The organism is Camelimonas fluminis (assembly GCF_014656355.1).
Taxonomy (GTDB): domain Bacteria; phylum Pseudomonadota; class Alphaproteobacteria; order Rhizobiales; family Beijerinckiaceae; genus Camelimonas; species Camelimonas fluminis.
Genome location: NZ_BNCG01000009.1, coordinates 17,211 through 42,040, shown reverse-complemented (window position 1 = coordinate 42,040; position 24,830 = coordinate 17,211). Strand labels below are relative to the sequence as shown.

General features: G+C 67.3%; 20 protein-coding genes. 15 read left to right on the top strand and 5 right to left on the bottom strand.

The window, feature by feature from the left end; genetic code table 11:
* The first annotated feature begins 7 nt into the window (after positions 1 to 7).
* Both IE243_RS11535 and IE243_RS11530 read left to right on the top strand, forming a co-directional pair.
* The gene (locus IE243_RS11535) at positions 8 to 871 is read left to right on the top strand and encodes a cytochrome c1 (RefSeq protein WP_191319542.1); all 864 of its coding nucleotides are present in this window, start codon (positions 8 to 10) and stop codon (positions 869 to 871) included.
* A 307-nt stretch (positions 872 to 1,178) separates the two neighbouring features.
* On the top strand, positions 1,179 to 2,006 hold the full coding sequence (locus IE243_RS11530) for an enoyl-CoA hydratase (protein ID WP_191319541.1): 828 nt from the start codon (positions 1,179 to 1,181) through the stop codon (positions 2,004 to 2,006).
* A gap of 29 nt (positions 2,007 to 2,035) precedes the next feature.
* On the opposite strand, the gene IE243_RS11525 is transcribed toward IE243_RS11530, so the two are convergent.
* Positions 2,036 to 2,737: a TetR/AcrR family transcriptional regulator gene (locus IE243_RS11525; protein ID WP_191319540.1), complete on the bottom strand. Its 702-nt coding sequence runs from the start codon at positions 2,735 to 2,737 to the stop codon at positions 2,036 to 2,038.
* 316 nt (positions 2,738 to 3,053) lie between these two features.
* Between IE243_RS11525 and IE243_RS11520 the strand changes: the two genes are divergently transcribed.
* From IE243_RS11520 to IE243_RS11475, 10 genes are all read left to right on the top strand, one after another.
* Positions 3,054 to 4,337: an ABC transporter substrate-binding protein gene (locus IE243_RS11520; RefSeq protein ID WP_191319637.1), complete on the top strand. Its 1,284-nt coding sequence runs from the start codon at positions 3,054 to 3,056 to the stop codon at positions 4,335 to 4,337.
* A gap of 131 nt (positions 4,338 to 4,468) precedes the next feature.
* Positions 4,469 to 5,284, top strand: a complete 816-nt coding sequence (locus IE243_RS11515; RefSeq protein WP_210319849.1) for an enoyl-CoA hydratase/isomerase family protein — start codon at positions 4,469 to 4,471, stop codon at positions 5,282 to 5,284.
* A 117-nt stretch (positions 5,285 to 5,401) separates the two neighbouring features.
* The gene (locus IE243_RS11510; RefSeq protein ID WP_191319539.1) at positions 5,402 to 7,000 is read left to right on the top strand and encodes an acyl-CoA synthetase; all 1,599 of its coding nucleotides are present in this window, start codon (positions 5,402 to 5,404) and stop codon (positions 6,998 to 7,000) included.
* Positions 7,001 to 7,068: 68 nt separating this feature from the next.
* A complete protein-coding gene (locus IE243_RS11505; protein WP_191319538.1) occupies positions 7,069 to 7,941 on the top strand; it encodes an enoyl-CoA hydratase-related protein in 873 nt (290 codons plus the stop codon).
* A 50-nt stretch (positions 7,942 to 7,991) separates the two neighbouring features.
* Positions 7,992 to 8,978, top strand: coding sequence for a phosphotransferase family protein (locus tag IE243_RS11500; protein WP_373301669.1), 987 nt, complete (start codon positions 7,992 to 7,994; stop codon positions 8,976 to 8,978).
* Positions 8,979 to 8,994: 16 nt separating this feature from the next.
* On the top strand, positions 8,995 to 9,387 hold the full coding sequence (locus tag IE243_RS11495; RefSeq protein ID WP_191319537.1) for a DUF6285 domain-containing protein: 393 nt from the start codon (positions 8,995 to 8,997) through the stop codon (positions 9,385 to 9,387).
* Positions 9,388 to 9,527: 140 nt separating this feature from the next.
* A complete protein-coding gene (locus IE243_RS11490) occupies positions 9,528 to 10,727 on the top strand; it encodes an ABC transporter substrate-binding protein (RefSeq protein WP_191319536.1) in 1,200 nt (399 codons plus the stop codon).
* An 83-nt stretch (positions 10,728 to 10,810) separates the two neighbouring features.
* On the top strand, positions 10,811 to 12,025 hold the full coding sequence (locus IE243_RS11485) for an ABC transporter substrate-binding protein (RefSeq protein WP_191319535.1): 1,215 nt from the start codon (positions 10,811 to 10,813) through the stop codon (positions 12,023 to 12,025).
* A 227-nt stretch (positions 12,026 to 12,252) separates the two neighbouring features.
* A complete protein-coding gene (locus IE243_RS11480) occupies positions 12,253 to 13,089 on the top strand; it encodes an SDR family NAD(P)-dependent oxidoreductase (protein WP_191319534.1) in 837 nt (278 codons plus the stop codon).
* 222 nt (positions 13,090 to 13,311) lie between these two features.
* The gene (locus IE243_RS11475) at positions 13,312 to 13,581 is read left to right on the top strand and encodes a DUF6489 family protein (RefSeq protein ID WP_191319533.1); all 270 of its coding nucleotides are present in this window, start codon (positions 13,312 to 13,314) and stop codon (positions 13,579 to 13,581) included.
* Between the two features lie 389 nt (positions 13,582 to 13,970).
* Here the strand turns inward: IE243_RS11475 and IE243_RS11470 are convergent, their stop codons facing one another.
* The 3 genes from IE243_RS11470 to IE243_RS11460 form a co-directional block, all read right to left on the bottom strand.
* The gene (locus IE243_RS11470) at positions 13,971 to 14,789 is read right to left on the bottom strand and encodes an SDR family NAD(P)-dependent oxidoreductase (protein ID WP_244643081.1); all 819 of its coding nucleotides are present in this window, start codon (positions 14,787 to 14,789) and stop codon (positions 13,971 to 13,973) included.
* A gap of 263 nt (positions 14,790 to 15,052) precedes the next feature.
* Entirely contained in the window at positions 15,053 to 16,069 is a 1,017-nt protein-coding gene (locus IE243_RS11465) for an NADP-dependent oxidoreductase (protein WP_191319532.1), read from the bottom strand.
* A gap of 96 nt (positions 16,070 to 16,165) precedes the next feature.
* Complete coding sequence (locus IE243_RS11460; protein WP_191319531.1) at positions 16,166 to 18,664, bottom strand: CaiB/BaiF CoA transferase family protein; 2,499 nt, start codon at positions 18,662 to 18,664, stop codon at positions 16,166 to 16,168.
* A gap of 477 nt (positions 18,665 to 19,141) precedes the next feature.
* Here IE243_RS11460 and IE243_RS11455 point away from each other — a divergent pair, with 477 nt between their 5' ends.
* Complete coding sequence (locus tag IE243_RS11455) at positions 19,142 to 20,707, top strand: acyl-CoA carboxylase subunit beta (protein WP_191319530.1); 1,566 nt, start codon at positions 19,142 to 19,144, stop codon at positions 20,705 to 20,707.
* Positions 20,708 to 20,906: 199 nt separating this feature from the next.
* Positions 20,907 to 21,638, top strand: coding sequence for a hypothetical protein (locus IE243_RS11450; protein ID WP_191319529.1), 732 nt, complete (start codon positions 20,907 to 20,909; stop codon positions 21,636 to 21,638).
* A 320-nt stretch (positions 21,639 to 21,958) separates the two neighbouring features.
* Here IE243_RS11450 and IE243_RS11445 read toward each other — a convergent pair whose 3' ends face one another.
* Positions 21,959 to 23,860, bottom strand: a complete 1,902-nt coding sequence (locus tag IE243_RS11445; RefSeq protein ID WP_191319528.1) for a S8 family peptidase — start codon at positions 23,858 to 23,860, stop codon at positions 21,959 to 21,961.
* Between the two features lie 388 nt (positions 23,861 to 24,248).
* Between IE243_RS11445 and IE243_RS11440 the strand changes: the two genes are divergently transcribed.
* Positions 24,249 to 24,596, top strand: coding sequence for a hypothetical protein (locus tag IE243_RS11440; protein WP_191319527.1), 348 nt, complete (start codon positions 24,249 to 24,251; stop codon positions 24,594 to 24,596).
* Positions 24,597 to 24,830: the final 234 nt, after the last annotated feature.

Below are 24,830 nucleotides of genomic sequence, written 5' to 3'. Positions count from 1 at the left end.
TCGTCAAATGAAGCTTACGAAACTCCTGGCCGCCGGCGTGTTCACGGTGGTTTTGGGCGCCCTGTCGGCGCCGGCGCCGGCGCAGGCCTCCGAGGCCGGCCCGACGCCGCCGTCCGTGAACTGGTCGTTCTCCGGCCCCTTCGGCAAGTTTGATCCGCAGCAGCTGCAGCGCGGTTTCAAGGTGTATCGCGAAGTCTGCGCCGCCTGCCATTCGCTGAAGTACGTCGCGTTCCGCAATCTGGCCGAGCCGGGCGGACCGCTGTTCACGGAAGGTCAGGTCAAGGCCCTGGCCGCCGAGTACAAGGTGCAGGACGGTCCCAACGACGCCGGCGAGATGTTCGAGCGTCCCGGCCGCCCGGCTGACCACTGGCCGAGCCCGTTCCCGAACGACAACGCCGCCGCCGCCGCCAATGGCGGCAAGGCGCCGCCGGACCTGTCGCTGATGGCCAAGGCGCGCACCTACGAGCGCGGCTTCCCCACCTTCGTGTTCGACATGTTCACCCAGTTCGCCGAACAGGGGCCGGATTACATCCACGCCCTGCTGACCGGCTATGTGGAGAAGCCGAAGGACTTCAACCTGCCGGCGGGCGGAACCTACAACAAGTATTTCCCCGGCCATGTCATCGCCATGCCAAAGCCGATCAACGACGGCCAGGTGGATTACAAGGGGCCGGACGGCAAGCCGCAGGCGCCGGAGACGGTTGACCAGTACGCCAAGGACGTCTCGGCCTTCCTGATGTGGACAGCCGAGCCGAAGATGGAAGCGCGCAAGGCGCTGGGCTTCAGGGCGATCATCTTCCTGGTGCTCCTGGCCGGTCTGACCTACTTCGCAAAGAAGCGCATCTGGAAGAAGCTGCCGGACCCGGTCTGATCCAGGACGGCGCAACGGGCCAGCGCGCATGCCGCCAGGCCCGGTTGAAACATCTGATGACGGCGACGCCGGAAGACGGAGAGTCTTCCGGCGTTTGCTTTTTGGGGCGCGCCCCAGCCATCCCCCGGCGCTCACCGGTCCAGATTGCGCGGCTGTTGCGCCGGGCGGATGGCTCCGTCTGGCCGCGTCCGCGACATGGCCGCACTCCGGCGCTGGCGGTTGCGCCAGCAGGCCGGAGTGGGGATAAACAGAACCGGAGCCAGCGGTCCGCTCACGAGGCCGCGGCATGACGCAGGGAGAGAAACAGATGGCATGGACCGAAATCCTTTATGACGTGAAGGATCATGTCGCCACGGTGACGCTGAACCGGCCGGACAGGCTGAACGCATGGACCCGGCACATGGAAGGCGAGTTGCGTCAGGCCATGGAGCAGGCCGCCGCGGACGAGGCGGTGCGGGCCATCGTCATTACCGGGGCGGGGCGCGGCTTCTGCGCCGGCGCGGACATGAACCTGCTCAGCGGCATCAGCTCCGGCGAGCAGCAGGGCGGCGGCGCCGCCGGGGATGACGCGCGCGCCAACAATGGCGGCGATGGTCTGGACGCCAATTTCAACCGGCGCTTTTCCTGGATGCTACGCGTGCCGAAGCCGGTGTTCGCCGCCATCAATGGCCCCATCGCTGGCATGGGCGTGTGCTTCTCGTCGTTCTGCGATTTCCGCTACGTCGCCGAAGGCGCCAAGTTCACCACGGCGTTTGCCCGTCGCGGCCTGATCGCCGAGCACGGCGTCTCATGGATGCTGCCGCGCATCGTCGGCCTGACCAACGCGCTTGACCTGCTGATGTCGGCCCGCACCGTCGAGGCCAGGGAACTGGAGCGCCTCGGCTTCGCCCGGCTGTTGCCGCAGGAGGGGTTCGTGGACGCCGTGCGCGCCATCGCCCGCGATCTCACCACCAACGCCTCGCCCCGCTCCATCGGCGTGATGAAGCGCCAGGTTTATGACGCGATGTTCCAGAACCTGGATGAAGCCTGGGAGGTGGCCGATCGCGAAATGGTGGCGTCGTTCAGCAGCGAGGACTTCAAGGAGGGCGTCGCCCACTTCGTCGAGAAACGCGCGCCGGCCTTTACCGGCCGCTGAACCTGGCGTGACGCAACGGCGGGGCCGGTTCAGTCCGGCCGGCTTCCGCTCCGCGCCGCCCGCGCCGGCGCCAGTTCGGCCTGAAACGCCAGCGCCCGCTCCAGCATCAGCTGTCGCCCCTTGTCTGTGGCGGCGCCGCGCAGGGTCAGGGCATAGCCATAGCCGACACCGGGCTGCAGGCTTTCCAGGCCGATTTCGCCATTGATCCAGTGCAGCATGACCGACCGGAAGGTGAAATCGAGGTTGAGCATCAGCGTGGCGGTGTCAATCTCCGGCAGCAGCCAGCCTTCGCCGGCGGCGGCGTCCAGCAGGCCGATCCAGAAGGCCTCGCGCTTCGGGTTAAAAATCATGCTGCGCTCTTCGGCGCCGGTGGTCCTGAGCATGCTGCCCCACAGCGCCCGATAGAAATCCGGATCCTGCTCGTAATAGCTCACGGCGAGCGCGGCGGCCTTTAGCACGCGATCGAGCGGCGAACATGCTTCGTAACCGCCGAAGCGACGTCCGAACCCCTTGATGTCCTCCAGCACCGCCAGCAGGATCGCGCCCTTCGAACCAAACAGGTTGTAGGGCGTGGCAAGGCTGACGCCGGCGCGCGCCGCCAGCGCCCGCATCGACAGGCCGGCGTCGCCGGTTTCGCGGATGAGTTCGCGCGCGGCGTGGATGATGCGGCGGCGACGCTCGGCCTTCGCTTCCTCGCGGCGTCCCTGTGCGGCCGGCGCTGGCTGCTGCATGCATCTGCCCTTCATGGTTTCGCATCGACTTGGGATATCGACTTGCGATGAAGCTGACTTGCCTGTGGCTGGTCAACCCCTGCGGATGGCCGAAGCGATGGTTGTTGCCTGCGGTCTCGCGGCGCGGCTGGCGCCAGCCCCGGTGGTCGGGCAACAGCCGGAATGCGCCGCGCGCCGATTGACGTCGGTCAATTTTTATATCACGTTCCAAAAAAATCGACCGTCGGCTCCCACACAACAATATGGAGCCGCCGGGATGCGCGGCGCCGACGGGTTAACCGCGGCGGGCGGCGGGGAGGAAAACATGGACGTGAGCATGCCGTGCGCGCGCGAGGAACATGGCGCGCATGAAAGGCGTCGTGTGGGCGGGTCGTTTTCGACCGGTCGGCGCGCCCTGCTGGCCCTGGGGCTGGCTGTCGGCCTGGCCCCGGCGCTGGCTGGCGCCGCTCCGGCATGGGCGGAGGAGAAGCCGCCGATCCGCATCGGCAACCTTGCCCCCTACAGCGGTCCGGCTTCCGCCTACAGCGCCTTCGCCAAAACCGAGGCAGCCTATTTTCGCATGGTGAACGCGAAGGGCGGCATTAATGGCCGCAAGGTTGAGTTCATCTCTTATGACGACGCCTACAGCCCGCCCAAGGCGGTGGAACAGGCGCGCAAGCTGGTGGAGCAGGATGGCGTGCTCGCCATCGTTCAGGCCGTCGGCACGCCGCCCAATGCGGCGATCATGAAATACATGAACGCCAGGAAGGTCCCGCAGCTGTTTGCCGCCACCGGCGCCACGAAATTCGGCGATTACCGCAATTATCCGTGGACCATGGGCCTGTCGACGTCGGTGTATCACGTCGAGGCGGCCATGTACGCTGGCTACATCCGCGAGAAGTTTCCCAACGGCAAGGTGGCGGTCATTTACCCCAACGATGACTATGGCCGGGATATTTTCGAGGGCTTTCGCAAGGCGCTGGGCAAGGACTACGACAGATATGTCGTCGCCACGGCCACTTATGACAATTCCGAGCCAACCATCGATTCACAGATGTCGAAGCTGAAGGCCTCGGGCGCCAATATCTTCGTCAATTTCTCGACGCCGCGCTTCGCCGCCCAGGCCATCCGCAAGGCGGCGGAGCTGGGCTGGAAGCCGGATTTGCAGATCGTCAACACCACCGGCGCCTCCATCCCCATGGTGTTCAAGCCCGCCGGCATCGAGAACGCCAGGGGCGTCATCACCTCCACCTCGCTGAAGGAGGCGAGCGATCCGCGCTACCGGGATGATCCGGGCGTGCAGGAATACCTGGCTTTCATGAAGCAGTGGTACCCGGAGGGCGATGCGACCAACAACCAGAACGCTTACGGCTACATGTGCATCAAGCTGGTGCACAGGGTGCTGGAAATGGCCGGCGACGATCTCTCCCGTGAGAACATCATGAAGCAGGCGGCCAGCCTGAAGGACGTGAAGCTCGGCCTGCTGCTGGACGGCGTTCTCGTCAACACCAGCCCCACAAATTATTTTCCCATCACCCAGATGCAGCTCATGCGCTTCAATGGCGAGGGATTTGATCCCATCGGCCCGGTGCAGAAGCACGACGTGAAGCTGTATGATTGAGACATGGCCTGGCGAAGCAGGGGGCGCTTCGCCAGGCGTCATGTATGATCGCGCAACAGGGCGCGCCGGCCGGCTGGCCGGGACGCAGTCCTGAAAACAACCAGAAACATAACAGTCCGGGAAGAAACGCCATGACCAGCGCGCCTGTTGCGCCCGATGCGTTCATGCATCTGCTGTATGAGGTGAAGGACCATGTCGCGGTCATCACCCTCAACCGGCCCGAGCGCCATAACGCCCTGAACCGCCGCGCCTATGACGAGGTGCGCGCCGCTTTTCTGGCGGCGTCCGCCGACAATGACGTGCGCTGCGTCGTGGTCACCGGCGCCGACCCGGCGTTCTGCTCTGGCGAGGACGTCAAGGAGATGATGACCGGCGAGAAGCCGGCCGCCCCGGCCCTCAACGTGCAGGCGCGCCGGCCGCCGACGCCCGCCGCCATGGCGGCGCTGGAGTGCAGCGTGCCGGTGATCGCCGCCGTCAACGGCGCCGCCGTCGGCTGGGGCATGGAGCTGGCGCTCTACGCCGACATCCGCGTCGCCTCCGAAAAAGCGAAGTTCGCCGAGCTGTTCATCCGTCGTGGGCTGATCTGCGATGTGGGCGGCCTGCTGCGTCTGCCCGCGATCGTTGGCCCGGAGATGGCGGCGCGTCTGCTGTATACCGGCGACGTGATCACGGCGGAGGAGGCGGCGCGCATCCGCCTCGTCAGCGAACTGACCCCGCACGCGGAGCTGATGCCGCGCGCCATGGCGCTGGCCGGGCGCATCGCCGCCAACCCGCCGCTGGCCCTGCGCTACATGAAGGAAGGGCTGCGCCGCGCCCATGGCGGCGATCCGGTTGATGTCGGTGGCTGGGCCATTGATGTGATCTACCGCCTGTTCGCCACGGAAGATCACCGGGAGGGCGTGCGCAGCTTCCTGGAGAAGCGCGAGCCCATGTTCACCGGTCGCTGAAGTCAACGGGCGCGACCGCGAGGTTGCGCCAGGGTTCATGAGACAGTTGCAGGTCGCGCGTCGACGAGGCCATCATCCTCCGGCGCGCTTCCAGGCGGAAACATCGGGGAGTCACCCATGAGCACGCAACAGGCAGCCATCGATCCCGTCGGCGCCGCTGACGTCGCGCCGGACAGTTGGGTGCGGATTGGCGATGAAGTTCGCAGCAAGGCGCAGATGCATCTCGCCGCCCGCCGCGCCGCGCGGGGTTTTCGCGAGCTTGGCGTCGGGCGCGGCGACGTGGTCGCCGTTTATATGCGCAACAGCTTCGGATTTATGGAGGCGACGGTGGGGGCTGGCCTCGTCGGCGCCCATGTCACGCCGGTCAACTGGCACAATACGCCGGAGGAAGCCCGTTATGTGCTGCAGGATTCCGGCGCGAAAGTGCTGGTGATCCACGCCGATCTTTACCGCGCGGTGCGCGATGTGATTCCAGCCGGCGTGCATGTGCTGGTCGCTGAAACGCCAGAGAACCTCCGCGCGCCCTACCGGGTCAGCGCCGAAGCCGCCGCCATCCCCGCTGGCGCCGCGGACTGGGACGCCTGGCAGGCAAATCATGCGCCGCTGGAGGAGCCGTTCGAGACGGCCCCCGGATCGATGATCTACACCTCTGGCACCACGGGAAATCCCAAGGGCGTGCGCCGCAATCCGCCGACGCCGGAGCAGATGGAATCCAGCCTGGAAATGCTGCGCCTCGTCGGCGGTCTGACCCATTGGGACAGGCCGCTGCACGAAGCGACGCTGCTGATTCCCGGCCCGGCCTATCACTCCAGCCCCAACGGCTGGATGTTCATTTTCTTCAACATCGGCGCCAATCTCGTCGTCGAACCGCGCTTCGACCCGGAGCGCATGCTGGCGCTGATCGAACGTCACCGCATCAGCCATGTGCTGGCTGTGCCGACCATGTTCGTGCGCATGCTGGCGCTGCCGGAAGACGTGCGCAACCGTTACGACCTGTCCTCCGTCGTCCATGTCATGCATGTGGGCGCGCCCTGTCCGCCGCACGTCAAGCGCGCCATGCTCGACTGGTGGGGGCCGGTGATCTCCGAGCACTACGGCTCCACCGAAGTCGGCGCCGTGACCTATTGCACCGGCCAGGAGTGGCTGGATCATCCCGGAACCGTCGGCCGCGCCGTGCCCGGCACCACAGTCGTCATCATGGATGAGAACGGCAATCTGCTGCCGCAGGGCGAATCCGGCGAGGTGGTCTGCCTGCGGCCGACCTATCCGGATTTCACCTATCACGGCGACGACGCCAAACGGCGCAAGGCTGATCGCGGCGGCCTCGTCGCCACCGGCGACGTCGGCTATTTCGACGCCGATGGCTTCCTGCACCTCTCTGGTCGCGCCAGCGACATGATCATCTTCGGCGGCACCAACATTTATCCGGCCGAAATCGAGGCGGAGCTGATGCGCACCCCTGGCGTCGCCGACTGCGCCGTGTTTGGCATTCCCGACGCTGAATATGGCGAGCAGGTCTGCGCCTTCATCCAGCCGAAGCCGGGCGCTGATCTCGACGCGGATGCGGTGCGCGCCGACCTTGGCCAACGCCTGGCCAGCTACAAGATCCCGCGTCACATCGAGTTCGCCGATACGCTGCCGCGCGAAGACACCGGCAAGATCTTCAAACGCAAGCTGCGCGAGCCGTTCTGGTCCGGCGTCGGCCGCAACATCTGAGGCAGGAAACCGGGAAGCCCGGCAAGAAACAGGGCGGCGCAGAAACCGCGCCGACAGGGAAGGGCGTCATGGACTATACGCAGATCCTTTGTGAGCAGGACGGGCCGGTGATGGTGATCACCCTCAACCGTCCGGACAAGCTGAACGCTTTTACCGGCGTGATGGGGATGGAGATCGCCGACGCCTTCCAGCGCGCCGACGCCGATGACAGCGTGCGCGCGGTGGTGATGACCGGCGCCGGCCGCGCCTTCTGCGCCGGGGCCGATGTATCGGCCGGCGCGAAGAGCTTCGATACGACCGATCCGCACGGCGCCGGCAATTTCGGCCAGCGCCTCGCCAATGGCGGCCGCTCGACCGGCGTCAGTTTCGTCCACGCCATCTTCAACTGTCGCAAGCCGTCGATCGCGGCGATCAATGGCGGCTGCGTTGGCGTCGGCGCCACCATGACCCTGCCGATGGACGTGCGCATCTGTTCGTCCAACGCCAAAATCGGTTTCATTTTCGCCCGGCGCGGTCTGGTGCCGGAGGCGGGCAGCGCCTGGTTCCTGCCGCAGATCGTTGGCCTGCCCCAGGCATTGCGCTGGTCGATCACCGGCTCCACCTTTGGCGCGGAAGAGGCGCTGCGCGGCGGCCTGGTCGAGGAGGTGACGGCGCCGGAGGATCTGCTGGCCCGGGCCAAGGCCATCGCCATCGAAATGACGGCCGAGTCCGCCCCGGTTTCCGTGGCGCTGACCCGGCAGTTGCTGTGGCGCTACGCCACCCAGCCCGATCCACGGCATCTGCTGTCCATTGATGGCCCGATGTCGATGGAGCGTGGCGCCCACGCCGACGTGCGCGAGGGCGTGCAGGCGTTTCTCGACAAGCGCAAACCGTCATTCCCGGGCAAGGTTTCGCAGGACATGCCGTCCCAATATCCGTGGTGGGAGCAGGGGGAGCCATGAAGCCAGCAACGGACGCAATCGCCGCGCGCACGACTCTCGACGATCAGGCGTTGCTCACCCATGAGCTTTCCCGCATCGCTGGCCAACTGGCGCCAGGAGCCACGGCCGTTGTCGACATGACGCGGCTTTCTGGCGGCGCGAGCCAGGAGACCTGGGCGTTCCGCGCCGTCGGCGGCTCCGCCGTGGATGTGGGGTTGATCCTGCGTCGCGCGCCCGGCGGCTGGCGCCAGGCCGATGGCGCCGCTGGCCTCGAAACCGAGGCGGCGGTGATCCGCGCCGCCGGGGCCGGGGGTGTGCCCGTGCCCGAGGTGATCCACGTGCTGGCGCCGGAGGATGGCGTCGGACGCGGTTTCATCACCCGCCGCGTCGAGGGCGAAACCATTGCCCGGAAGATTCTGCGCGACGCGGAATTCGCCCAGGCCCGCACGTTTCTGGCGGAGCAGTGCGGCGGCATTCTCGCCCACATCGCAAAGGTCGACGTCGCGGCCCTGCCGCCGCTCAGGCTGTCGCCGGCGCGCCAGCAACTGGATGACCTGCTGCGGCGCTGGCGCGGCATGAACCTGCACAAACCGGTGTTCGAGCTGGCGTTTCGCTGGCTGGCGGAGCGCTGCCCGCCCGATCCGGCGCAGCCGGTGCTGGTGCATGGCGATTTCCGTAATGGCAACCTGATCATCGGCCCCGACGGCGTCCGCGCCGTGCTCGACTGGGAAATCGCCCATCTCGGCGATCCGATGGAGGATCTGGCGTGGATCTGCGTCAACTCCTGGCGCTTTGGCGCGCTCGACAAGCCGGCCGGCGGATTCGGCAGTCGCGAGCAACTGTTCGCCGGCTATGAAAAGGCCGGCGGCCGCAAGGTCGATCCGCAGCAGGTGCGGTTCTGGGAGGCGCTCGGCTCCCTGCGCTGGGGCATCGCCTGCACCGGCATGATCGACACCTTCCGCTCCGGTCTCGACGCCGGCGTCGAACGGGCGATGATCGCCCGCCGCGCCTCCGAAACCGAGATCGACCTTCTCAACCTGATCGCCCCGCGGGCCTGACGCTACTGGAGACGCCATGCAGGACGAACCCACACCCCAGGAGCTGCTGACCGCCGTCGCCGGCTGGCTGCGCAACGAACTGATGCCGGTTGCGCCGGCTGACAAGGTTTTCCACGTCCGCGTCGCCGCCAACGCCATTGATCTGGCGTTGCGGCAACTGGCGCAGGCCGGGCAGGGCGACGCCGCCGAGCGCGGCCGGCTTGTGGCGCTGCTGGGGCAGGACGGCGATCTGGCCACGCTGAATGGCGCGCTGGCGGCGGGCATCGCCTCCGGCGCCGTGAACGCGGACGATCCGGCCGTCATCGACCATCTCTACGCCGCCACCCTGGAAAAGCTGGCGGTCGATCAGCCCGCCTACGCCGCTTACCGGCGCGCTGCGGGGCTGGAGGGCGGCAAGGCGCGCGGCTGACCTGCAGCGACGTCAAGGGGAGTTTTCAAGGGGGCGACGCCTGACCGGACGTCACTTTTGCTTGACCCACGCAGCAAACTGGCCAGGTTAGCCCGATCAAATAACGGTGCGGGCCGTCTCTGGCCCGTCGGGAGGAAGCTATGAAGACGTTTTTGCGCGTCCGCGCCCTGTTGGCTGGCGCGGCGATGGTTCTGGGCGCAACCGCCGCGCAGGCTGAAGCCAAATATGGCCCCGGAACCTCTGACAAGGAAATCAGGATCGGGCAGACCATCGCCTATAGCGGCCCCGCGTCGGCTTACGGCAATCTCGGCAAGGTCGAGACCGCTTATTTCAAGTGGCTGAACGAGAAGAAGGGCGGCATTAACGGCCGCAAGATCACCTTCATCAGCCGCGATGACGGCTACCAGCCGCCAAAGGCCGTCGAGAACGTGCGCTCCCTGGTGGAGGGCGATGAGGTGGCGCTGATTTTCGGCGTGCTGGGAACGCCGGTGAACATGGCGATCCGGCCCTACCTGAACGCCAAGAAGGTGCCGCACCTGTTCAACGCCGCTGGCTCGTCCGCCTTCAACGATCCAAAGAAATATCCCTGGACCACGGGCTGGCAGCCGAACCTGCATGACGAGGCGAAGTTCTACGCCAAACAGCTGCTGAAGATTAATCCGAACGCCAGGATCGGCGTGCTGTACCAGAACGACGACTTCGGCAAGGACATGCTGGCGGGCCTCAAGGAAGGGCTCGGCGACAAGGCTGACAAAATGATTGTCAGCGCCCAGATGTTCCAGCCAACGGACCCGACCGTCGACAGCCAGATGGTGATCCTGAAGAACGCTGGCGCCGACGCGCTGTTCCTGTTCACCTACGCCAAGCAGGCCGCCCAGGCGATCAGCAAGGCGGCGGACCTGAACTGGAAGCCGGCGACCTTCCTGCACCTTGGTTCGGCCTCGGTCGGCGCCACGCTGAAGCCGGCTGGCCTCGACAAGTCGGTGGGCGTGATGACCGCCGGCTTCGCCAAGGACCCGAGCGACCCGCAGTGGAAGGACGATCCGGCGGTGAAGGAATGGCTGGCGTGGATGAAGGAAAACATGCCAGGCGCCGACACCAACGACGCGCTTTACGCCATGGGCTTCGCCACCGCGCAGACTCTGGAGCAGGTGCTGAAGCAGGCGGGCGACGACCTGACCCGCGAGAACATCATGAAGCAGGTCGGGAATCTGAAGAAGTTCCGCCCGGAACTGCTGTTGCCCGGCAGCTATATCAACACCGCGCCAGACAATTACGCCATCGTCACCTACATGAAGTTGCAGAAATTTAATGGGAAAAGCTGGGACTTCGTGGATTGACAACTGACAGGCCGCTGCTCTCTCATTGATGGCAAAACAGGGCGAATCCGGCAAAGGGTTCGCCGCCATCAGGGAGCAAACGCATGTCGATTCACACATGGCGCGCGCGGGCGTGGCTTGGAACCATCGCCGCGCTCGCCGGCGCGACGCTTGCCGCCGGCGCCGCCTTTGCCGAGGCCAAATATGGTCCTGGCACGTCGGCAACCGAGATCAAGGTCGGCCAGACCATCGCCCACAGCGGCCCGGCCTCGGCCTATGGCCGGCTTGGCCAGGCCCAGGCCGCCTATTTCAAATGGCTGAACGAGAAGAAGGGCGGCGTCAACGGCCGCAAGATCACCTTTATCAGCCGCGATGACGGCTACCAGACCCCGAAGGCCGTCGAGAACGCCCGCTCGCTGGTGGAGAAGGACGAGGTCGCGCTGATCTTCGGCAACCTCGGCACGCCGATCAACATGGCGATCCGGCCCTATCTCAATGCGAAGAAGGTGCCGCTGCTGTTCATCGCCGCCGGCTCGTCCGCCTTCAATGATCCCAAGAACTTCCCTTATGTCATGGGGTGGCAGCCGAACCTGAACAAGGAGGCGGCCTTCTACGCCAGATACGTGCTGAAAACCAAGCCCGACGCCAGAATTGGCGTGCTTTACCAGCATGACGACTATGGCAAGGATCTGCTGAACGGCCTGAAGCAGGGGCTTGGCGACAAGGCTGACAAGATGATTGTCAACACCCAGAGCTTCCAGGCGACAGACCCGACGATCGACAGCCAGCTGGTCATTCTCAAGAACGCCAATGTCGACGTGCTGTTCCTGTTCGCTTACGCCAAGCAGACGGCCCAGGCCATCACCAAGCTGGCGGACCTGAACTGGAAGCCGATGACCTTCCTGCACCTGGGTTCGGCCTCGGTCGGCGCCACGTTGAAGCCGGCGGGTCTCGAAAACTCCAAAGGCGTGCTGACCGCCGGTTTCGGCAAGGACGCCACGGATCCCAAATGGGCCAATGACGCGGACGTCAAATGGTATCTCTCCTGGATGAAGGAGAACATGCCAGGCGCCGACGCCTCCGACTCCCTGTACATGGCCGGCATTTCCTACGCCATGGCGCTGGAACACGTGCTGAAGATGGCCGGCGACGACCTGACCCGTGAAAACATCATGAAGCAGGCGGCCAATCTGAAGGATTACAAGAATCCCTTCCTGCTGCCGGAGGGAAGCATCAACACCAGCCCGGACAATTACGCCGTCGTCACCTACATGCGCCTGCAGAAGTTCAACGGAGCCAGCTGGGACTACGTGGAGTGAAGTCGAACCCCGATGAGTTCGCCTCATTGGGTTCGGGCTGAGCCCAGGCGGCGCATGGCGTCATCTTCGAGCTGCGCGGTTCCGGCATCCTGGTTGCGGAGCCGCGCTGGTCTGGTGGCCTGGCGCAGGCGCTCCATCGAGGGCGACGCTCCCTTGCGCGGCAGGGACTGGATCAGGGGGGCGCGCCGGCGGCTTTTGCCGATGCTGGCTGATGGCGGGATGCATGCATGAAACGTCTTGAAGATAAGGTCGCCCTGGTCAGTGGGGCGGGGCGTGGGGCCGGCGCGGCTCTGGCGCTGAAGCTGGCCGCCGAGGGCGCCGCGGTCGTCGTCAACGACCTTGACGCCGGCCCGGCCGCCGAGACCGTCGCGGCGGTCACCGCCGCAGGCGGGCGGGCCCTGGCCTGCGCCGGCGACGTCACCGCGCCTGGCTTTGCCGGGGATTTCATCGCCACGGCCATTCACGGCTTCGGCGGCGCCGATATCGTCGTCAACAACGCCGGCTACATCTGGAACGCGGGGATCGGCGCCACCACCGATGAGCAGTGGGACGCGATGCAGGACGTCCACCTGAAGGCGGCGTTCCGCATCGCCCGCGCCTGGAACCCATGGCTGGTCGAACGGGCGCGCGAGGAGCGCGACGCGGCGCAGGGCGGCGTACGGCGCCAGGCCCGCAAGATGGTCAACGTCTCGTCGGTTTCGGGCACGCACGGGGCCTGGAAGCAGATCGGCTATTCCTCGGCCAAGGCCGGGCTGATCGGTCTCACCAAGAGCCTCGCGCGTGAATGGGGGCCGCTTGGCGTTACCGTGAACGCGGTGGCTTTCGGCCTGATCGAGACCCGTCTGACCCAGGTTATCGCGGGGGAGACGTCTATCGAGGTCGCCGGTCGCCGCCATCGCGTCGGCCTGACGCAGGAAATACGCGACAATCTGTATGCGCAGACGCCGCTGCGCCGGGGCGGAGCCCCGGAAGACGCAGCTGGCGCGGTGCTGCTGTTCTGCCTGCCGGAGTCCGATTTCATCACCGGCCAGATCATTGAGGCCGATGGCGGCGTCGGGATGTGATCGCCTGTTCCCCGGCGTTCGCCTGGCGCGGCTTTCCGTAAGGGGATGTCGCTCCCTGCGCATAAATCGCGCCAGATCAGACGGACAGGTTGAAAGCCCGGACCGGCGCGGGCGGATGGCGCGACGAAGGGACAAAACGGGACTGGCGCGGGTTCATGCGCCGCTTGTCGCCGGCGACGGCGCAGGCAACAATCTGCAAGAAGACAGATGAGGGGAAACGCGATGAAATTCACGATCAACGTTGACTGCACGCCGGTTGAAGCGCGGCAACTGCTGGGTTTGCCAGACGTCGAGCCGATCCAGAAGGCGGTTCTGGCTGAAATGGAACGGCGCATGATGGTCGAGATGGAGCGCTTCTCGCCCGAGGGTATGCTGAAGACCTGGTTCGCAGCGGTTCCCGCCAGCCAGGAAATGATGCGCGACATGTTCGGTCGCTTCTTCAATCGCGCTGGCGGTGGCGGCGCCGCTGGCGGCGGCGAAACGCGGAAGTAATCTGGAGACGATGGCTGGCGTGCGACGACCGGCCGTTGGCGCGCGTCGTCGCCTTTCTCCGTGACGGTCGGGCTTGCCCCCGGCCACCCCACGGAAGGGAGGCATATCCTGACCATTGCACAAGCCCCCCGCGTCAGGGCGTGGAGGTCCCACAGCACGCGGGCATGACGCGTTGGACATGATCCGGCGTGTTCATGGTTCTGATTGCGTTATGGGCCCGATTGAACGTCGGCGGGCAAGACGTCTGGCCTGGCAAGACGCTCTGGCCTGGAAAGACGCGCTGCCTCAAAGAGCAAGGCCTGATCCGCCTCTACCCGGCATGTGGTGAGCGATTGCTGCTCCATTGGACCGCCGGGCGTTCCAATGGAGCGGGATCGCGCTCTCGCGGTTCAGCGCGTCTGGCCGCCGTCCACCGGCACGATGGCGCCGGTGACGAAGCTGGCGCGCGGGCTCAGCAGCCAGGCCGCCATGGCGCCGATTTCTTCCGGATGGCCGAAACGGCGCAGCGGCACCTCACGGCGGATCCATTTGTTCCAGGCGTCGGCGCGCTCGCCATTGGCGCGGGCTTCCCATTCGCCGCCCGGGAACACGATGTTGCCGGGCGCGATGGCGTTGATCCGCACATTGCTGCCGCCGGCAATGCGGGCCAGTTCCTTGGTCATGTGGTTCATCGCCGCCTTGGCCGTGCCATAGGTCAGCGTCGTGCCCAGCGCTCCGAGGCCGGCGATCGAGCTGATCATCAGCAGGGCGCCTTCCTTGCGCGGCGTCATCAGCCGCAGGGCGCCGCGGGCCAGGCGAAATGCTGAATCGAGATTTTGCATGAAACCGGCGTCCCAGGTTTCATCATCGACCTCGAAGCCGGGCGGGCAGGGGTGCAGACCCACATTGGCCACCGCGCCCCACACCGGGCCGAATTCGGCCTCCGTCCGCGCCAGAGCGTCGTCGATCACCGCGCTCTGGCGCATGTCGCCGGCAAAGGTCCACAGCCTGTCGGCGCCATACCGTTCCGCCAGTTCGGCCCGCGCCGTTTCCAGCGCCCCGGCGCCGCGCGCCGTCATGGCGACCCTGGCGCCTTCCGCCAGCAACGTCTCGACGATGCCGCGTCCGATGCCGCGGCTGGCTCCGGCGACGAAAATCACCTTGTCCTGAAGTTGCAGATCCACCTGTCGCGTTCCCTGTCCTGTTTGGGTGACTGTCCGTCGCGTCATGGCGCCGGATCCGTTCCCGTTACAGCGTTGCCGGCGCGCCGGGAACGCTGCATCTCTTTGATTTAATGAAATTTATTCGCGAGAATCGGCGTCAACTTTTCGCGAAAACGCCCCGGATCGCCTCACCCGGCCAACCGCAACGGTGAATGTGTCGCGTCCGGCATGCTGGAGGGCGATCAGCCCCATCCCGGACGTTGCTTCGCAGTTCGGGGATGAGGATCGTGCTCCGACGTCGCCTGTCTGGCGTCGTCCGTTCCGGCGGCTTACGGCTCCGGCCCGACCTGCACCAGCAGCTTGCCGTCATTGCCGCCGCTGAACAGCAGGCCGAGGCTGCTGGCGGCGTTCTCCAGGCCCTGCACCACGTGGGTTTTCCACTTCAGCCGGCCATCGCGCACCAGCGGCGTCAGCACCCCCAGCGCCTCGGCGGCGCGCGGGAAATAGTCGATGACGATGAAGCCCTTCACCAGCAGGCGGCGCATCAGGATGCGGCTGAAGTCAGTGGGGCCGGGCACGGGCCCCTCGTTGTTGTAGGTGGAGATCATGCCGCACAGCGGCATGCGGCCGAAATCGTTCATCCGGCTGAACACGGCGTCCATGATCGGCCCGCCGACGTTCTCGAAATTGACGTCGACGCCATCGGGGCACAGCCGGTCGAGCGCCGCGCCCACGTCCTCGTTGCGATAGTCGATGACTCCATCCAGCTTCAGGTCGTCGCGCAGCCAGGCGCATTTGTCGGGACCACCGGCGATGCCGACAACACGGCAGCCCTGCATTTTCGCCAACTGCGCCACGATCGAACCCACGGCCCCGGCGGCGGCGGAAACAACAACGGTCTCGCCCGGCTTTGGCTGGCCGATGTCCATCAGGCCGAAATAGGCAGTGAGGCCGGTCGAGCCGAGCACGCTCATCCAGGCGGTCAGCGGCGCGCCGCCGAGATCCTGCAACGGCCGCACCAGCTTTTCGGGCGCGACGGTGTAGTCCTCCCAGGCGCCGATGGCCGGCCGGACGATGTCGCCGGGGCGGAAGGCGGTGGAGCGGCTGTCGGCGACGACGCTGATGACGCCGCCCCGGATCGGCTGGCCGATGCCCACCGGCGGCAGATACTGCTCGCGATCGCTCATCCAGATGCGCTGGGTGGGGTCGAGCGACAGATAGATGTTGCGGCACAGCACCTCGCCGTCCGTCAGCATGGGGAGCGGTCTTTCGACCAGCTCCAGATCGCCCTCGGATATGGCGTCGTCGGGCCTGCGCCGCAGCACCCATTGCCGGTTGACGGTCATCGTTTCATTCCTCCCGTATTGCTGCGTCCTGTGTAGCGCCGGCGCGGCCGTCAGGCGAGCCCCGCAACCGGCGGGGCGCGGGGATGCCCGCCCGCTTCACCCCGCCGCCATGCTGCGCGGGCGCGGCGGCAGCGCCTCCGTGCCGGTGACTTCGCCGGCGAACAGGGCGGCGATCCCGGCTTCGGACAGGCCAATCACCTCGCGCAACACAGCGACGCTGTGCTCGCCCAGGGTCGGAGCCGGAAAGCGCACGGGCGGCGCCCCGGTTGCGCCGGCGTCGCGGAACGGCGTGGCGCTGTGGGGAAAGTCGCCAATCCACGCCCGGCGGGCGATGCGCCAGTAGTTGCGCGCCGCCAGATGCGGATCGTTGTAAAGGTCAAGCGCCGGCCGGGCGCGGCCGGCGGCCACGCCGGCCTGCTGCAAGGTCTCCATGGCCTGCGTCGCCGTGCGTCCGGCGCACCAGGCGTTTATGGCGTCGTCAATGTCGTCCTCCCGCGCCTTGCGCCCTGCGGCGGTCGCCAGCGCCGGATCGTTGGCCAGATCCGCCCGACCGATGGCGTTGGCCAGCGCTGGCCACATGGCGTCGTCGGTGACGGCGATCACCACCCAGCCTTCGGCCCGAGTCCCTGGCGGCGGATTGGTTGGCGCCGGCATCTGCACGCCCTGCACGCGCCAGTCGGCGCTGGCCGGGTCCGGCTGGGCGGCGTAGCAATTGTGCGGGGCGAAAGCCGGGTGGCGGCTGCCGGTTCGGGCCGGCGCCGCGCCCAGCGAGGCGGCGATCATCGCCGGCGCCGTCATCGGCATCAGGCACTCCACCTGCGACAGGTCGATGTGCTGGCCCTCGCCGGAGCGCAACTGGTGCAGCAGGGCGACCAGGGTGGCGGCGGCGCCGTTCAGGCCGCCGGTGGCGTCGCCATAGGCGATATGCCCCATCGTCGGCGGATCCTGGGGGCGGCCGACGATGCTGGGCAGACCGGAGGCCTGCTCCAGGGTCGAACCATAGGCGCGCGCCTGCTTCCACGGTCCGGCCGAACCGAAAGCGCACATGGAGGTCATCACCAGCCGCGGATTGACCTGACGCAGGGTCGCGTAGTCGAGGCCAAGCTTGGGCAGCACGTCGGCGGCGTAGTTCTCGATCAGCGCGTCGGCCCGGGCAACCAGCTGCTTGAGCGCGGCGACGCCATCCGGGTGCGTGAGATCAAGGGTGACGCCGCGCTTGTTGCGGTTCAGCGCGCAGAAGCGGCCGGCCTTTTCGTAGAGCCGCTCGCGAAACACCTCTTCCGTTGCGTCAACGCCGCGCCACCAGTCGGGATAGCGACAGGCCTCGACCTTGATGACGTCCGCGCCCAGGTCGGCGAGAAACCGGCCGCACAGGGGCCCGGCCCAGCCCATCGAGAGATCGACGATGGTGACGCCGGCCAGCGGCAGGCCCCTTGCGGCCTGACCCGCAGGTTTCGCTGGCCAGTCGGGCGGGGCGGAGGCGCCGGCCGCTTCGACCACGCCGCCGCGTTGTGGCGGCGTCGCGGCGAGGGCCAGCGGGCAACCCGGCGCCGCCGCCGTGCGGCCGTCGACGCTGATGTCGACAATCGCGCCGCGCGCCCGGAACTGCGGGTTGCCGACAATCTCCGCCATGTCCCAGACGGGAACCATCGGCAGACGGCGACGCAGCGCTTCAGCGAACCATTCCGCCATCGGCCGCTGCGACAGGCGCTCGTTGAAAATCGCGTCCAGCTCGTCGGCGAAGGCCAGCCGCATCTCGCCCGTCGCCATGTCGGCCCGGGCGGCGAAGTGCTCCAGGCCGAGCAGATTGCAGAATTCGCGCCATTGCGCCGGCGTCACCACCGTCAGGCCGATCCAGCCATCGGCGGCGCGGTAGACGCCGAGCGGATAGGTTGGGGCGAAGCGGTTGACGCCGCCCCGTGGAAAGCCGGCGCCGCGTAGCCAGCCGTCGGCGCACTGATATTCCGAATGGGCGATGCAGGATTCGAACACGCTCAGTTCCAGCGCCTGACCGCCGCCATGGCGCTCACGCCCATACAGCGCGCCCATCACGCCGATGAAGCCGGAGACGCCGGCGGTGACCAGCGCCTGAAACTCCGGCGCGGCCAGCGGCGGGCCTTCCGTCGGGCCAACATTCTCCACCAGACCGGCCAGCGCCCGGCAGACGGCGTCAGCGCCCTGCCAGCCGGCGTAGGGTCCGCTGCGGCCAAACCACGATGCGTCGCAAATGACCAGCCCCGGACGCCGGGCGGCGATGGCCGCGATGTCCAGATGGCCGAAGGGTGGGCCATCGGAGGCAATCAGCACGTCGGCGCCGGCGATCAGCCGCTCCATCGCTTCTTCCTGTGCGGCCGCGTCGCCGTCGAACACGACGCTGCGCTTTCCAACCGCCAGAAAGGCGTACGCGGCGCCGGTCGCGCCTGAATGTTGCGCCTCCGGGCCGCCGCCAGCGAACGGCGCCTGACCGCGCAGAGGATCGCCCCCGGGCGGCTCGATTTTCACCACCTCGGCCCCGAACCCTGCGAGCAATTGCGCCGTATAACCAGCGGCGGGCAGACAGCCGACCTCGACCACGCGCAAGCCGTTGAGCGGCATGTCGCTTCCTCCTGCGTTTCCTTCCGGGACTGGCCTGGGCCGTCCCGTGTCATTGGTTTCCCGGCGTCGACTCGCCGGCTGGTTTCGGCCGCTTCTGCGGAAACTGGCGCTGGCGGCTGTGGATGAACGCCAGCGCCCGAATTCTTTTGGCGCGGCGGTTTGCAGCGCCAACAAACAGTTAGCTCATTTTTGTCAATGAGTTGTCGCTTGTCGGGCGGCTGGAGAACATCCCGCGCGCCTGCGTCGGGCGCTTCGGGTGAACGATGGCGCGCCTCTGCATGGCTGGCAAGCAAAATGAAATTTTGTATAACGATTTTGCATAACAGAATGGGTCGCATTGGCGGCCCGTGAAGTCCGGAGCGGCGCGCCCGTCCGGCGGGGAGGGACCAGGAGCGCGGTGTCCGTGACGCGGCGGGCCGGGGCCTGGTTTTGCCTGCCGGTGAAACGCCTGCCGCCGCCGGCACGGAGGAGCGTTCGATGGTTTGGCAGGCGGAAATCGATGAGTTGCGGCGGCGCGAGGCTCTGGCGCATGAGATGGGCGGCGCCGATAAGGTGAAGCGTCAGCACGACGGTGGTCGCCTGACCGTGCGTGAGCGCGTGGAGCGGCTGGTCGACGCCGGCACGTTCCACGAGACCGGCGCCGTCGCCGGCATGGCTGAATATGACGAGCAGAACAATCTGAAGGCGTTCACGCCGTCCAATTGCGTTTTCGGCCGGGCGCGGGTCGATGGCCGCCCGGTGGTGGTGGTCGGCGATGACTTCACCGTGCGCGGCGGCTCCGCCGACGCCTCCATCGCCGCCAAGCCGCAGATGGCCGAGCAGATGGCCGCCGCATATCGCATGCCGATCATCCGCATGATCGAAGGCTCCGGCGGCGGCGGCTCGGTGAAGACCATCGAGACCAAGGGCCGCGCCAATTTGCCGGGCGGCATTGGCGGCGGCGAGAGCTTCGACCTGATGACCAGCAATCTGGCCGAGGTGCCGGTGATCGGTCTCGGCCTCGGCTCGGTCGCCGGCCTTGGCGCGGCGCGCCTCGCCTCCACCCATTTCTCGGTGATGTCGAAGACCTCGGCGATGTTCGTCGCCGGCCCGCCGCTGGTGGCGCGCCTCGGCCAGACGGTGGAAACCCTGGGCAAGCAGGATCTCGGCGGCTGGGAAATCCAGACCCGCTCCGGCGCCATCGACATGGCGGTGGACACGGAAGAGGAAGCCTTCGAGGCGGCCCGGCGCTTCCTGTCCTATCTGCCCAATTCGGTGCACGAACTGCCGCCGGTGATCGCCCCGACCGATGATCCGCAGCGGCGCGAGGAGAGCCTGCTGAAGGCGGTGCCGCGCGACATCCGCAAGGTCTACAAGATGCGCCCGATCGTCGAGGCGGTGGTGGACAGGGGCAGTTTCTTCGAACTCGGCAAGATGTTCGGCCGTTCGCTGATCACCGGCCTCGCCCGCATCGACGGCAAGCCGGTGGCAGTGATGGCCTCGGACCCTTATTTCTACGGCGGCGCCTGGACGGCGGACGCCTGCGAGAAGGCCATCCGCTTCATGGATCTGGCCCAGACCTTCCACCTGCCGGTGGTCTATATGCTGGATTGCCCCGGCTTCCTCATCGGCCTGGAGGCGGAGAAGGCAGCCACCATCCGCTGGGGCGTGCGGGCCCTCGCCGCCATGAACCAGACCACGGTGCCGTGGTGCACCATGATCGTCCGCAACGCCTTCGGCGTCGCCGGCGCCGTGCACAAGCCGGCGGGGCGTTTCGGCTTCCGCTACGCCTGGGTGTCGGGCCGCTGGGGCTCGCTGCCGCTGGAAGGCGGCATCGAGGCCGCCTATCGCGCCGACATCGACGCGGCGGATGATCCCGTCGCCAAGATGGCCGAAATCGAGGACCGGCTGAACAAGCTGCGCTCGCCGTTCCGCAGCGCCGAAACCTTCTGGGTGGAGGAGATCATCGACCCGCGCGAAACCCGGCCGCTGCTGGTCGACTTCGTCAATCTGGCGTGGCCGACCCTGGAAACCGGCCGCAGCAATTTCGCTATCCGCCCTTAAGGCGCTTTCCCGCCAGGCGGGTTTTCCTGGTCGGGCGGGACTGGCGAAAAACAGGAAAGCCTGGCGCGGCTTGCGATCACAGACCGGAAGCCGCGCCAGGCGTCGCCAACGCGACCCCAGGGCGCCTGCTTGGCGGTTTCCCTGCGCCCCGCCCCTGGGGCGTTGCATGATGTCGCTTTCCTGAGGCGGGAGAGGACGCATGTTTCCCTGGTCATCTCGCGGCGGCCGGCGACCGGAGCGGCCAGCTATCTCCCGGCCGCTTGATCTGTCCTTCCAGAGCAGCATCCCGGAATATGACCGGGTCAGCGTGCATGCGTTTGACCTGAAGGGGCCAGGCGCCACCTGTTTTGATCTCGTGAACGCCAACGGTCTGCGCCGTCCGCGCGGCGGCTACCCGACCACGCCGGAGCAGATCGGCGCGGTGCTTCGCCGGATCGACGCCCGCAAGCTGGACCATCTGCATTTCTCCTGGAGCTGCGTGTTGCCGGAAATCGCCGGGTCGGGATCTCCACGCGGCCGTGGGCTTGGCGATGGCAATCCCTATCTCCAGCACTGGGGGGAACACCTGGTGAAACGGGGCTTTATCGCTGATGAATCGCCCATCTTCGTCAGCGCGGCGCGTTACCAGGAGGCGGCGGCGTTTTTCGGGCCGATGAACCATCGCTGGGAGACGGGCGATTACCCCGTCGTTCTGGGGCTTGGCGACTATCCGGTCACCGGCGTGACCGGGCTGACGCAGGTGTCGTCGCATGTCATTGAAAGCGCCCATATCCGCGTGGTGTTCGCGCCGGAAGCGCGTTGGACTGACGCGCAGGCGGCGTTGATGGCCAAACCACATATCGCGGTTGAGGGATGGCCAAAGGGCGCGCTCACCGGCGGCGCGCGCGTGGGGAACGTCGGCCGGTATGAGAACCTCGGGGCGTTCATCTGAGCGGAGCCGGGCGCGCCGGGCAGGAGCAGGGGCCTGTCCTGCGATGTGTCCAGCCTCCAGCAGCGATCAGGCCGCCGGCGTCATCGCCTGGCCAGGGGCGTTCGTCGCGGAGCGGGATGGTGGGGCGGCTTTCGCGACGCGGGTCAAAACCGGGTGGCGACTGCGACGGGCCGATGATCTGGCGCGTTGTCCCGCGAAGCAGGCGTTGCATCGCAGAAGAAACGCACCAGTTCAAAGCGACAGGGCAACACCCGGTTCAACGGCTTTGCTCCATGGTCGGGCTTCGCGCGCCTGTGCCCGGCAATGTTCATGAGCATGACTCATGGACCGCTGGCGGCAGGCGTTTCCCCGGCCCTGGCGGTCGGGTTTGCGGCTGGCTGCTCTCCGGATACGGCGCCGCCATTGGTCCCGTTCGCGGCCTTCTTCGCTGCATTCACCGCCGCGGCCGCGTCAACCAGGCCGGCGCCGGTGTCGGCGTCGCGTCCGGCGGGCCCGAGGTCCTTCGCGGTTTCCGTCAGGATTTTGCGCGCCTCCGGAGGCGTCAGCGCCGGATTTGCCTCCAGCAGCAGCGTCACCGCGCCCGTGACATGGGCGGCGGCCATCGATGAGCCGGTGCTGAACTGGTAGGCGTTGCCTGGCGCGGGACCGATAATGTCGGCGCCAGGCGCGGCGACGGCCACATGCGCGCCACGGTTGGCGATGGCGACGCGCTGGTCGCTGGCGTCGGTGGCGGTGACGGCAATGACGTTGGGATCGGCGGCCGGCCAGGCCGGCGGAGCCTCCGGGCCGTCATTGCCGACGGCGGCGACCAGAATCACGCCTTTGGCGGCGGCCGCCGCCAGCGCCTTCGACAACAGGGGATCGCGCGGCCCGGCAAAGCTCATGTTCACCACGCGCGCTTTCGCCTGCACAGCGGCTTCCAGCGCCAGGACGACCGCCAGCGACGAGCCCTGGGCGCCGCTGCGGCTGGCGGCGACTTTTCCCGCGGCGGTTTTGCCGGCCGCCGGCGCGAAGGCCCGGATGGCGATCAACTGTGCGCTGGGGGCGACGCCGCTCATCTGGTCGCGCGCGGCGATAATGCCGGCGATCGCCGTGCCATGGGCGTCGGCAGAAGCGCTCGTCGCGCCGGCAGAGGCGGGTTGCGTCACGTCCACGATCCTGGTTACGGCCCCGACCAGTTCCCGATGGCTGTCATCGACGCCGGAATCGATCACCGCCGTCAATACGCCGGCGCCTCTGGCGCTGATATGCGCCACGCCGGCCCGCAGCCGCTCCAGCCCATACTGGGAGGCGGCGAGACTGCCCGGCGGCGGCGTCGCCGGTTGGGCGACCCCGGACTCTGTCGGCCCCGCCTGCGTCGGCCCTGTCTGGGTCAATGTGTAGAGATAGTTGGGCTGGGCGGAGAGCACGCGGCTGTCGCGCTCCAGCATGGTGATGACGGCGCTGACGGTGCGCTGGTCCGGTATCTGGTACCGAACCAGCAGCACGCCGGTCAGCGCCAGCGGCCGCATGGTCAACAGGCGCAGACGCTGGCTCCGCGCCAGATCGCGGGCCAGTGGTTCTGCCGGGGGCGCGCCGGAGCTGGTCGCCAGCGTCACCAGCACCTCACGCGGCGCGAACCGGGTTTCGCCCGCGGGGGGCGCGCCGCTGTCGGCGCGGGCCGGTGCGGCCGGCGGCGTGGGAGGAGCCGCGGCCGGCGGCGGCCGGCGTGGCGGTTTCGGCGGCGCGGCGGCTTTTTCCGGAGCAACGCGCACGGGGGGGCGGCGACGCGGCTGCGGCGCCGGGCGCACATCCACCGCGTCGTCATCATCCTCATCCACATAGACCGGCGCCGGGTAGCCTGGCTGGCGCCAGGGCGCGGGCGCCCAGACTGGCGGGGGATAATACGCGCCGTCAGGCAAGGGGCGCGGGCGTGGTCGCAGCGGATGGTATGGCGGAGGCCCAGGCGGGCGCGGACGCGTCTCGCCCGGAACGGGGCGGGGACCGTCGTGCGGCCCGCGACGCTCGCGCCAGCCGTTGCGTGAACCCTGGGCGTTTCCGGGTTGTCCCTGCCAGCGCTCCGTCCGCCCGCCGTCGCTGCGCTCTGTCCGGCCTGAATAGTCCGGACGCTGACGCCAGTCCGACTGGGCCTGGGCTTCGGCAAACGGCAGCGTCAGCAGCAGGGCCACGATTGACGTTGCGATGCGGTTCCGTGCGCCTGCCCGGCGGGTGTCTCGCCACATATCCGTTACCTGTCATCATCTGGAGCACGGCGCGCCCATTTCGGGCGGCGCCGCGCGTCAGGCAAATATAGAGCGTTTCCTCCCTGCGAGGATATCAATTGCATGAGGAAATCGCGCCAGATCAAGAAGATAGAGGATGGTTCCGGTTTTGCCCGGATCCGCTCTGGCTTCGCCGGCGATGACGCCGGCGCCTGTGTGTCGCTGCCCGCGTCGCTTTGGTTCAAACCAATATTCCGTGCGTCAGCGACGGGGCGGCATGCCAGCCGCTGACGCCGTCTGGTCAAAAAATCATCCAGGCCGTGAACCATTCTGTCCGCTGCTGCGACCCATGGGCATGAAGGGGAGCGAAACCGCTTCCCGACAAACCATCCGGCAAGGGAGAACCGCCATGTTGGGGAACGTAATCAGCGCCATCACATCCGGCAAAACCATCCGCGCAGCGCTGCTGGCGGCGGGGCTGGCGGTCGCCGCCGCAGGTGGGGCCGTCGTCATGTCCGACGCGGCTGTCGCCGGCCCGGGCGGCCATGGCCACGGTCACGGGCATGGGCATGGCCACGGCCACCATGGGGTTGGCCATGGTCACGGGCATGGCCCGCATTGGGGGCATCACCGGCCCGGGTGGCGTCACGGCCACCACTACGGCCCGCGTTACGGCTACTGGCGCGGCCCGCGCTGCGTCATGCGCCAGCACGTGACGCCCTGGGGCGAAATCATCTGGCGCCGCCGCTGCTACTGACGGTCGTCGCCGGTCACCGGAGTTCGCTCCAGGTTTTCTGCTTTGAGCGAATTCTGATCGACCAGAGGGGGCTGTCTGGTCGGAAAGCGCTCCAGTCCAGTCGCCGTGCGCGTCCGGAAGATCCGGGACTTGACCAGCGCGGCGCGCGGCGGGAATGCTCGGAGCCATTGATGCGAGACAGTTGTGAGGCATGGATGGCGACGCCCCGGCGGCCCCGTCCAGACGCGACTGCCT

Bases quoted from the DNA above. Each gene is read 5' to 3' on its own strand.
- IE243_RS11535 (WP_191319542.1), top strand. From the start codon at position 8: ATGAAGCTTACGAAACTCCTGGCCGCCGGCGTGTTCACGGTGGTTTTG.
- IE243_RS11530 (WP_191319541.1), top strand. From the start codon at position 1,179: ATGGCATGGACCGAAATCCTTTATGACGTGAAGGATCATGTCGCCACG.
- IE243_RS11525 (WP_191319540.1), bottom strand. From the start codon at position 2,737: ATGCAGCAGCCAGCGCCGGCCGCACAGGGACGCCGCGAGGAAGCGAAG.
- IE243_RS11520 (WP_191319637.1), top strand. From the start codon at position 3,054: ATGCCGTGCGCGCGCGAGGAACATGGCGCGCATGAAAGGCGTCGTGTG.
- IE243_RS11515 (WP_210319849.1), top strand. From the start codon at position 4,469: ATGACCAGCGCGCCTGTTGCGCCCGATGCGTTCATGCATCTGCTGTAT.
- IE243_RS11510 (WP_191319539.1), top strand. From the start codon at position 5,402: ATGAGCACGCAACAGGCAGCCATCGATCCCGTCGGCGCCGCTGACGTC.
- IE243_RS11505 (WP_191319538.1), top strand. From the start codon at position 7,069: ATGGACTATACGCAGATCCTTTGTGAGCAGGACGGGCCGGTGATGGTG.
- IE243_RS11495 (WP_191319537.1), top strand. From the start codon at position 8,995: ATGCAGGACGAACCCACACCCCAGGAGCTGCTGACCGCCGTCGCCGGC.
- IE243_RS11490 (WP_191319536.1), top strand. From the start codon at position 9,528: ATGAAGACGTTTTTGCGCGTCCGCGCCCTGTTGGCTGGCGCGGCGATG.
- IE243_RS11485 (WP_191319535.1), top strand. From the start codon at position 10,811: ATGTCGATTCACACATGGCGCGCGCGGGCGTGGCTTGGAACCATCGCC.
- IE243_RS11480 (WP_191319534.1), top strand. From the start codon at position 12,253: ATGAAACGTCTTGAAGATAAGGTCGCCCTGGTCAGTGGGGCGGGGCGT.
- IE243_RS11475 (WP_191319533.1), top strand. From the start codon at position 13,312: ATGAAATTCACGATCAACGTTGACTGCACGCCGGTTGAAGCGCGGCAA.
- IE243_RS11470 (WP_244643081.1), bottom strand. From the start codon at position 14,789: ATGACGCGACGGACAGTCACCCAAACAGGACAGGGAACGCGACAGGTG.
- IE243_RS11465 (WP_191319532.1), bottom strand. From the start codon at position 16,069: ATGACCGTCAACCGGCAATGGGTGCTGCGGCGCAGGCCCGACGACGCC.
- IE243_RS11460 (WP_191319531.1), bottom strand. From the start codon at position 18,664: ATGCCGCTCAACGGCTTGCGCGTGGTCGAGGTCGGCTGTCTGCCCGCC.
- IE243_RS11455 (WP_191319530.1), top strand. From the start codon at position 19,142: ATGGTTTGGCAGGCGGAAATCGATGAGTTGCGGCGGCGCGAGGCTCTG.
- IE243_RS11450 (WP_191319529.1), top strand. From the start codon at position 20,907: ATGTTTCCCTGGTCATCTCGCGGCGGCCGGCGACCGGAGCGGCCAGCT.
- IE243_RS11445 (WP_191319528.1), bottom strand. From the start codon at position 23,860: ATGTGGCGAGACACCCGCCGGGCAGGCGCACGGAACCGCATCGCAACG.
- IE243_RS11440 (WP_191319527.1), top strand. From the start codon at position 24,249: ATGTTGGGGAACGTAATCAGCGCCATCACATCCGGCAAAACCATCCGC.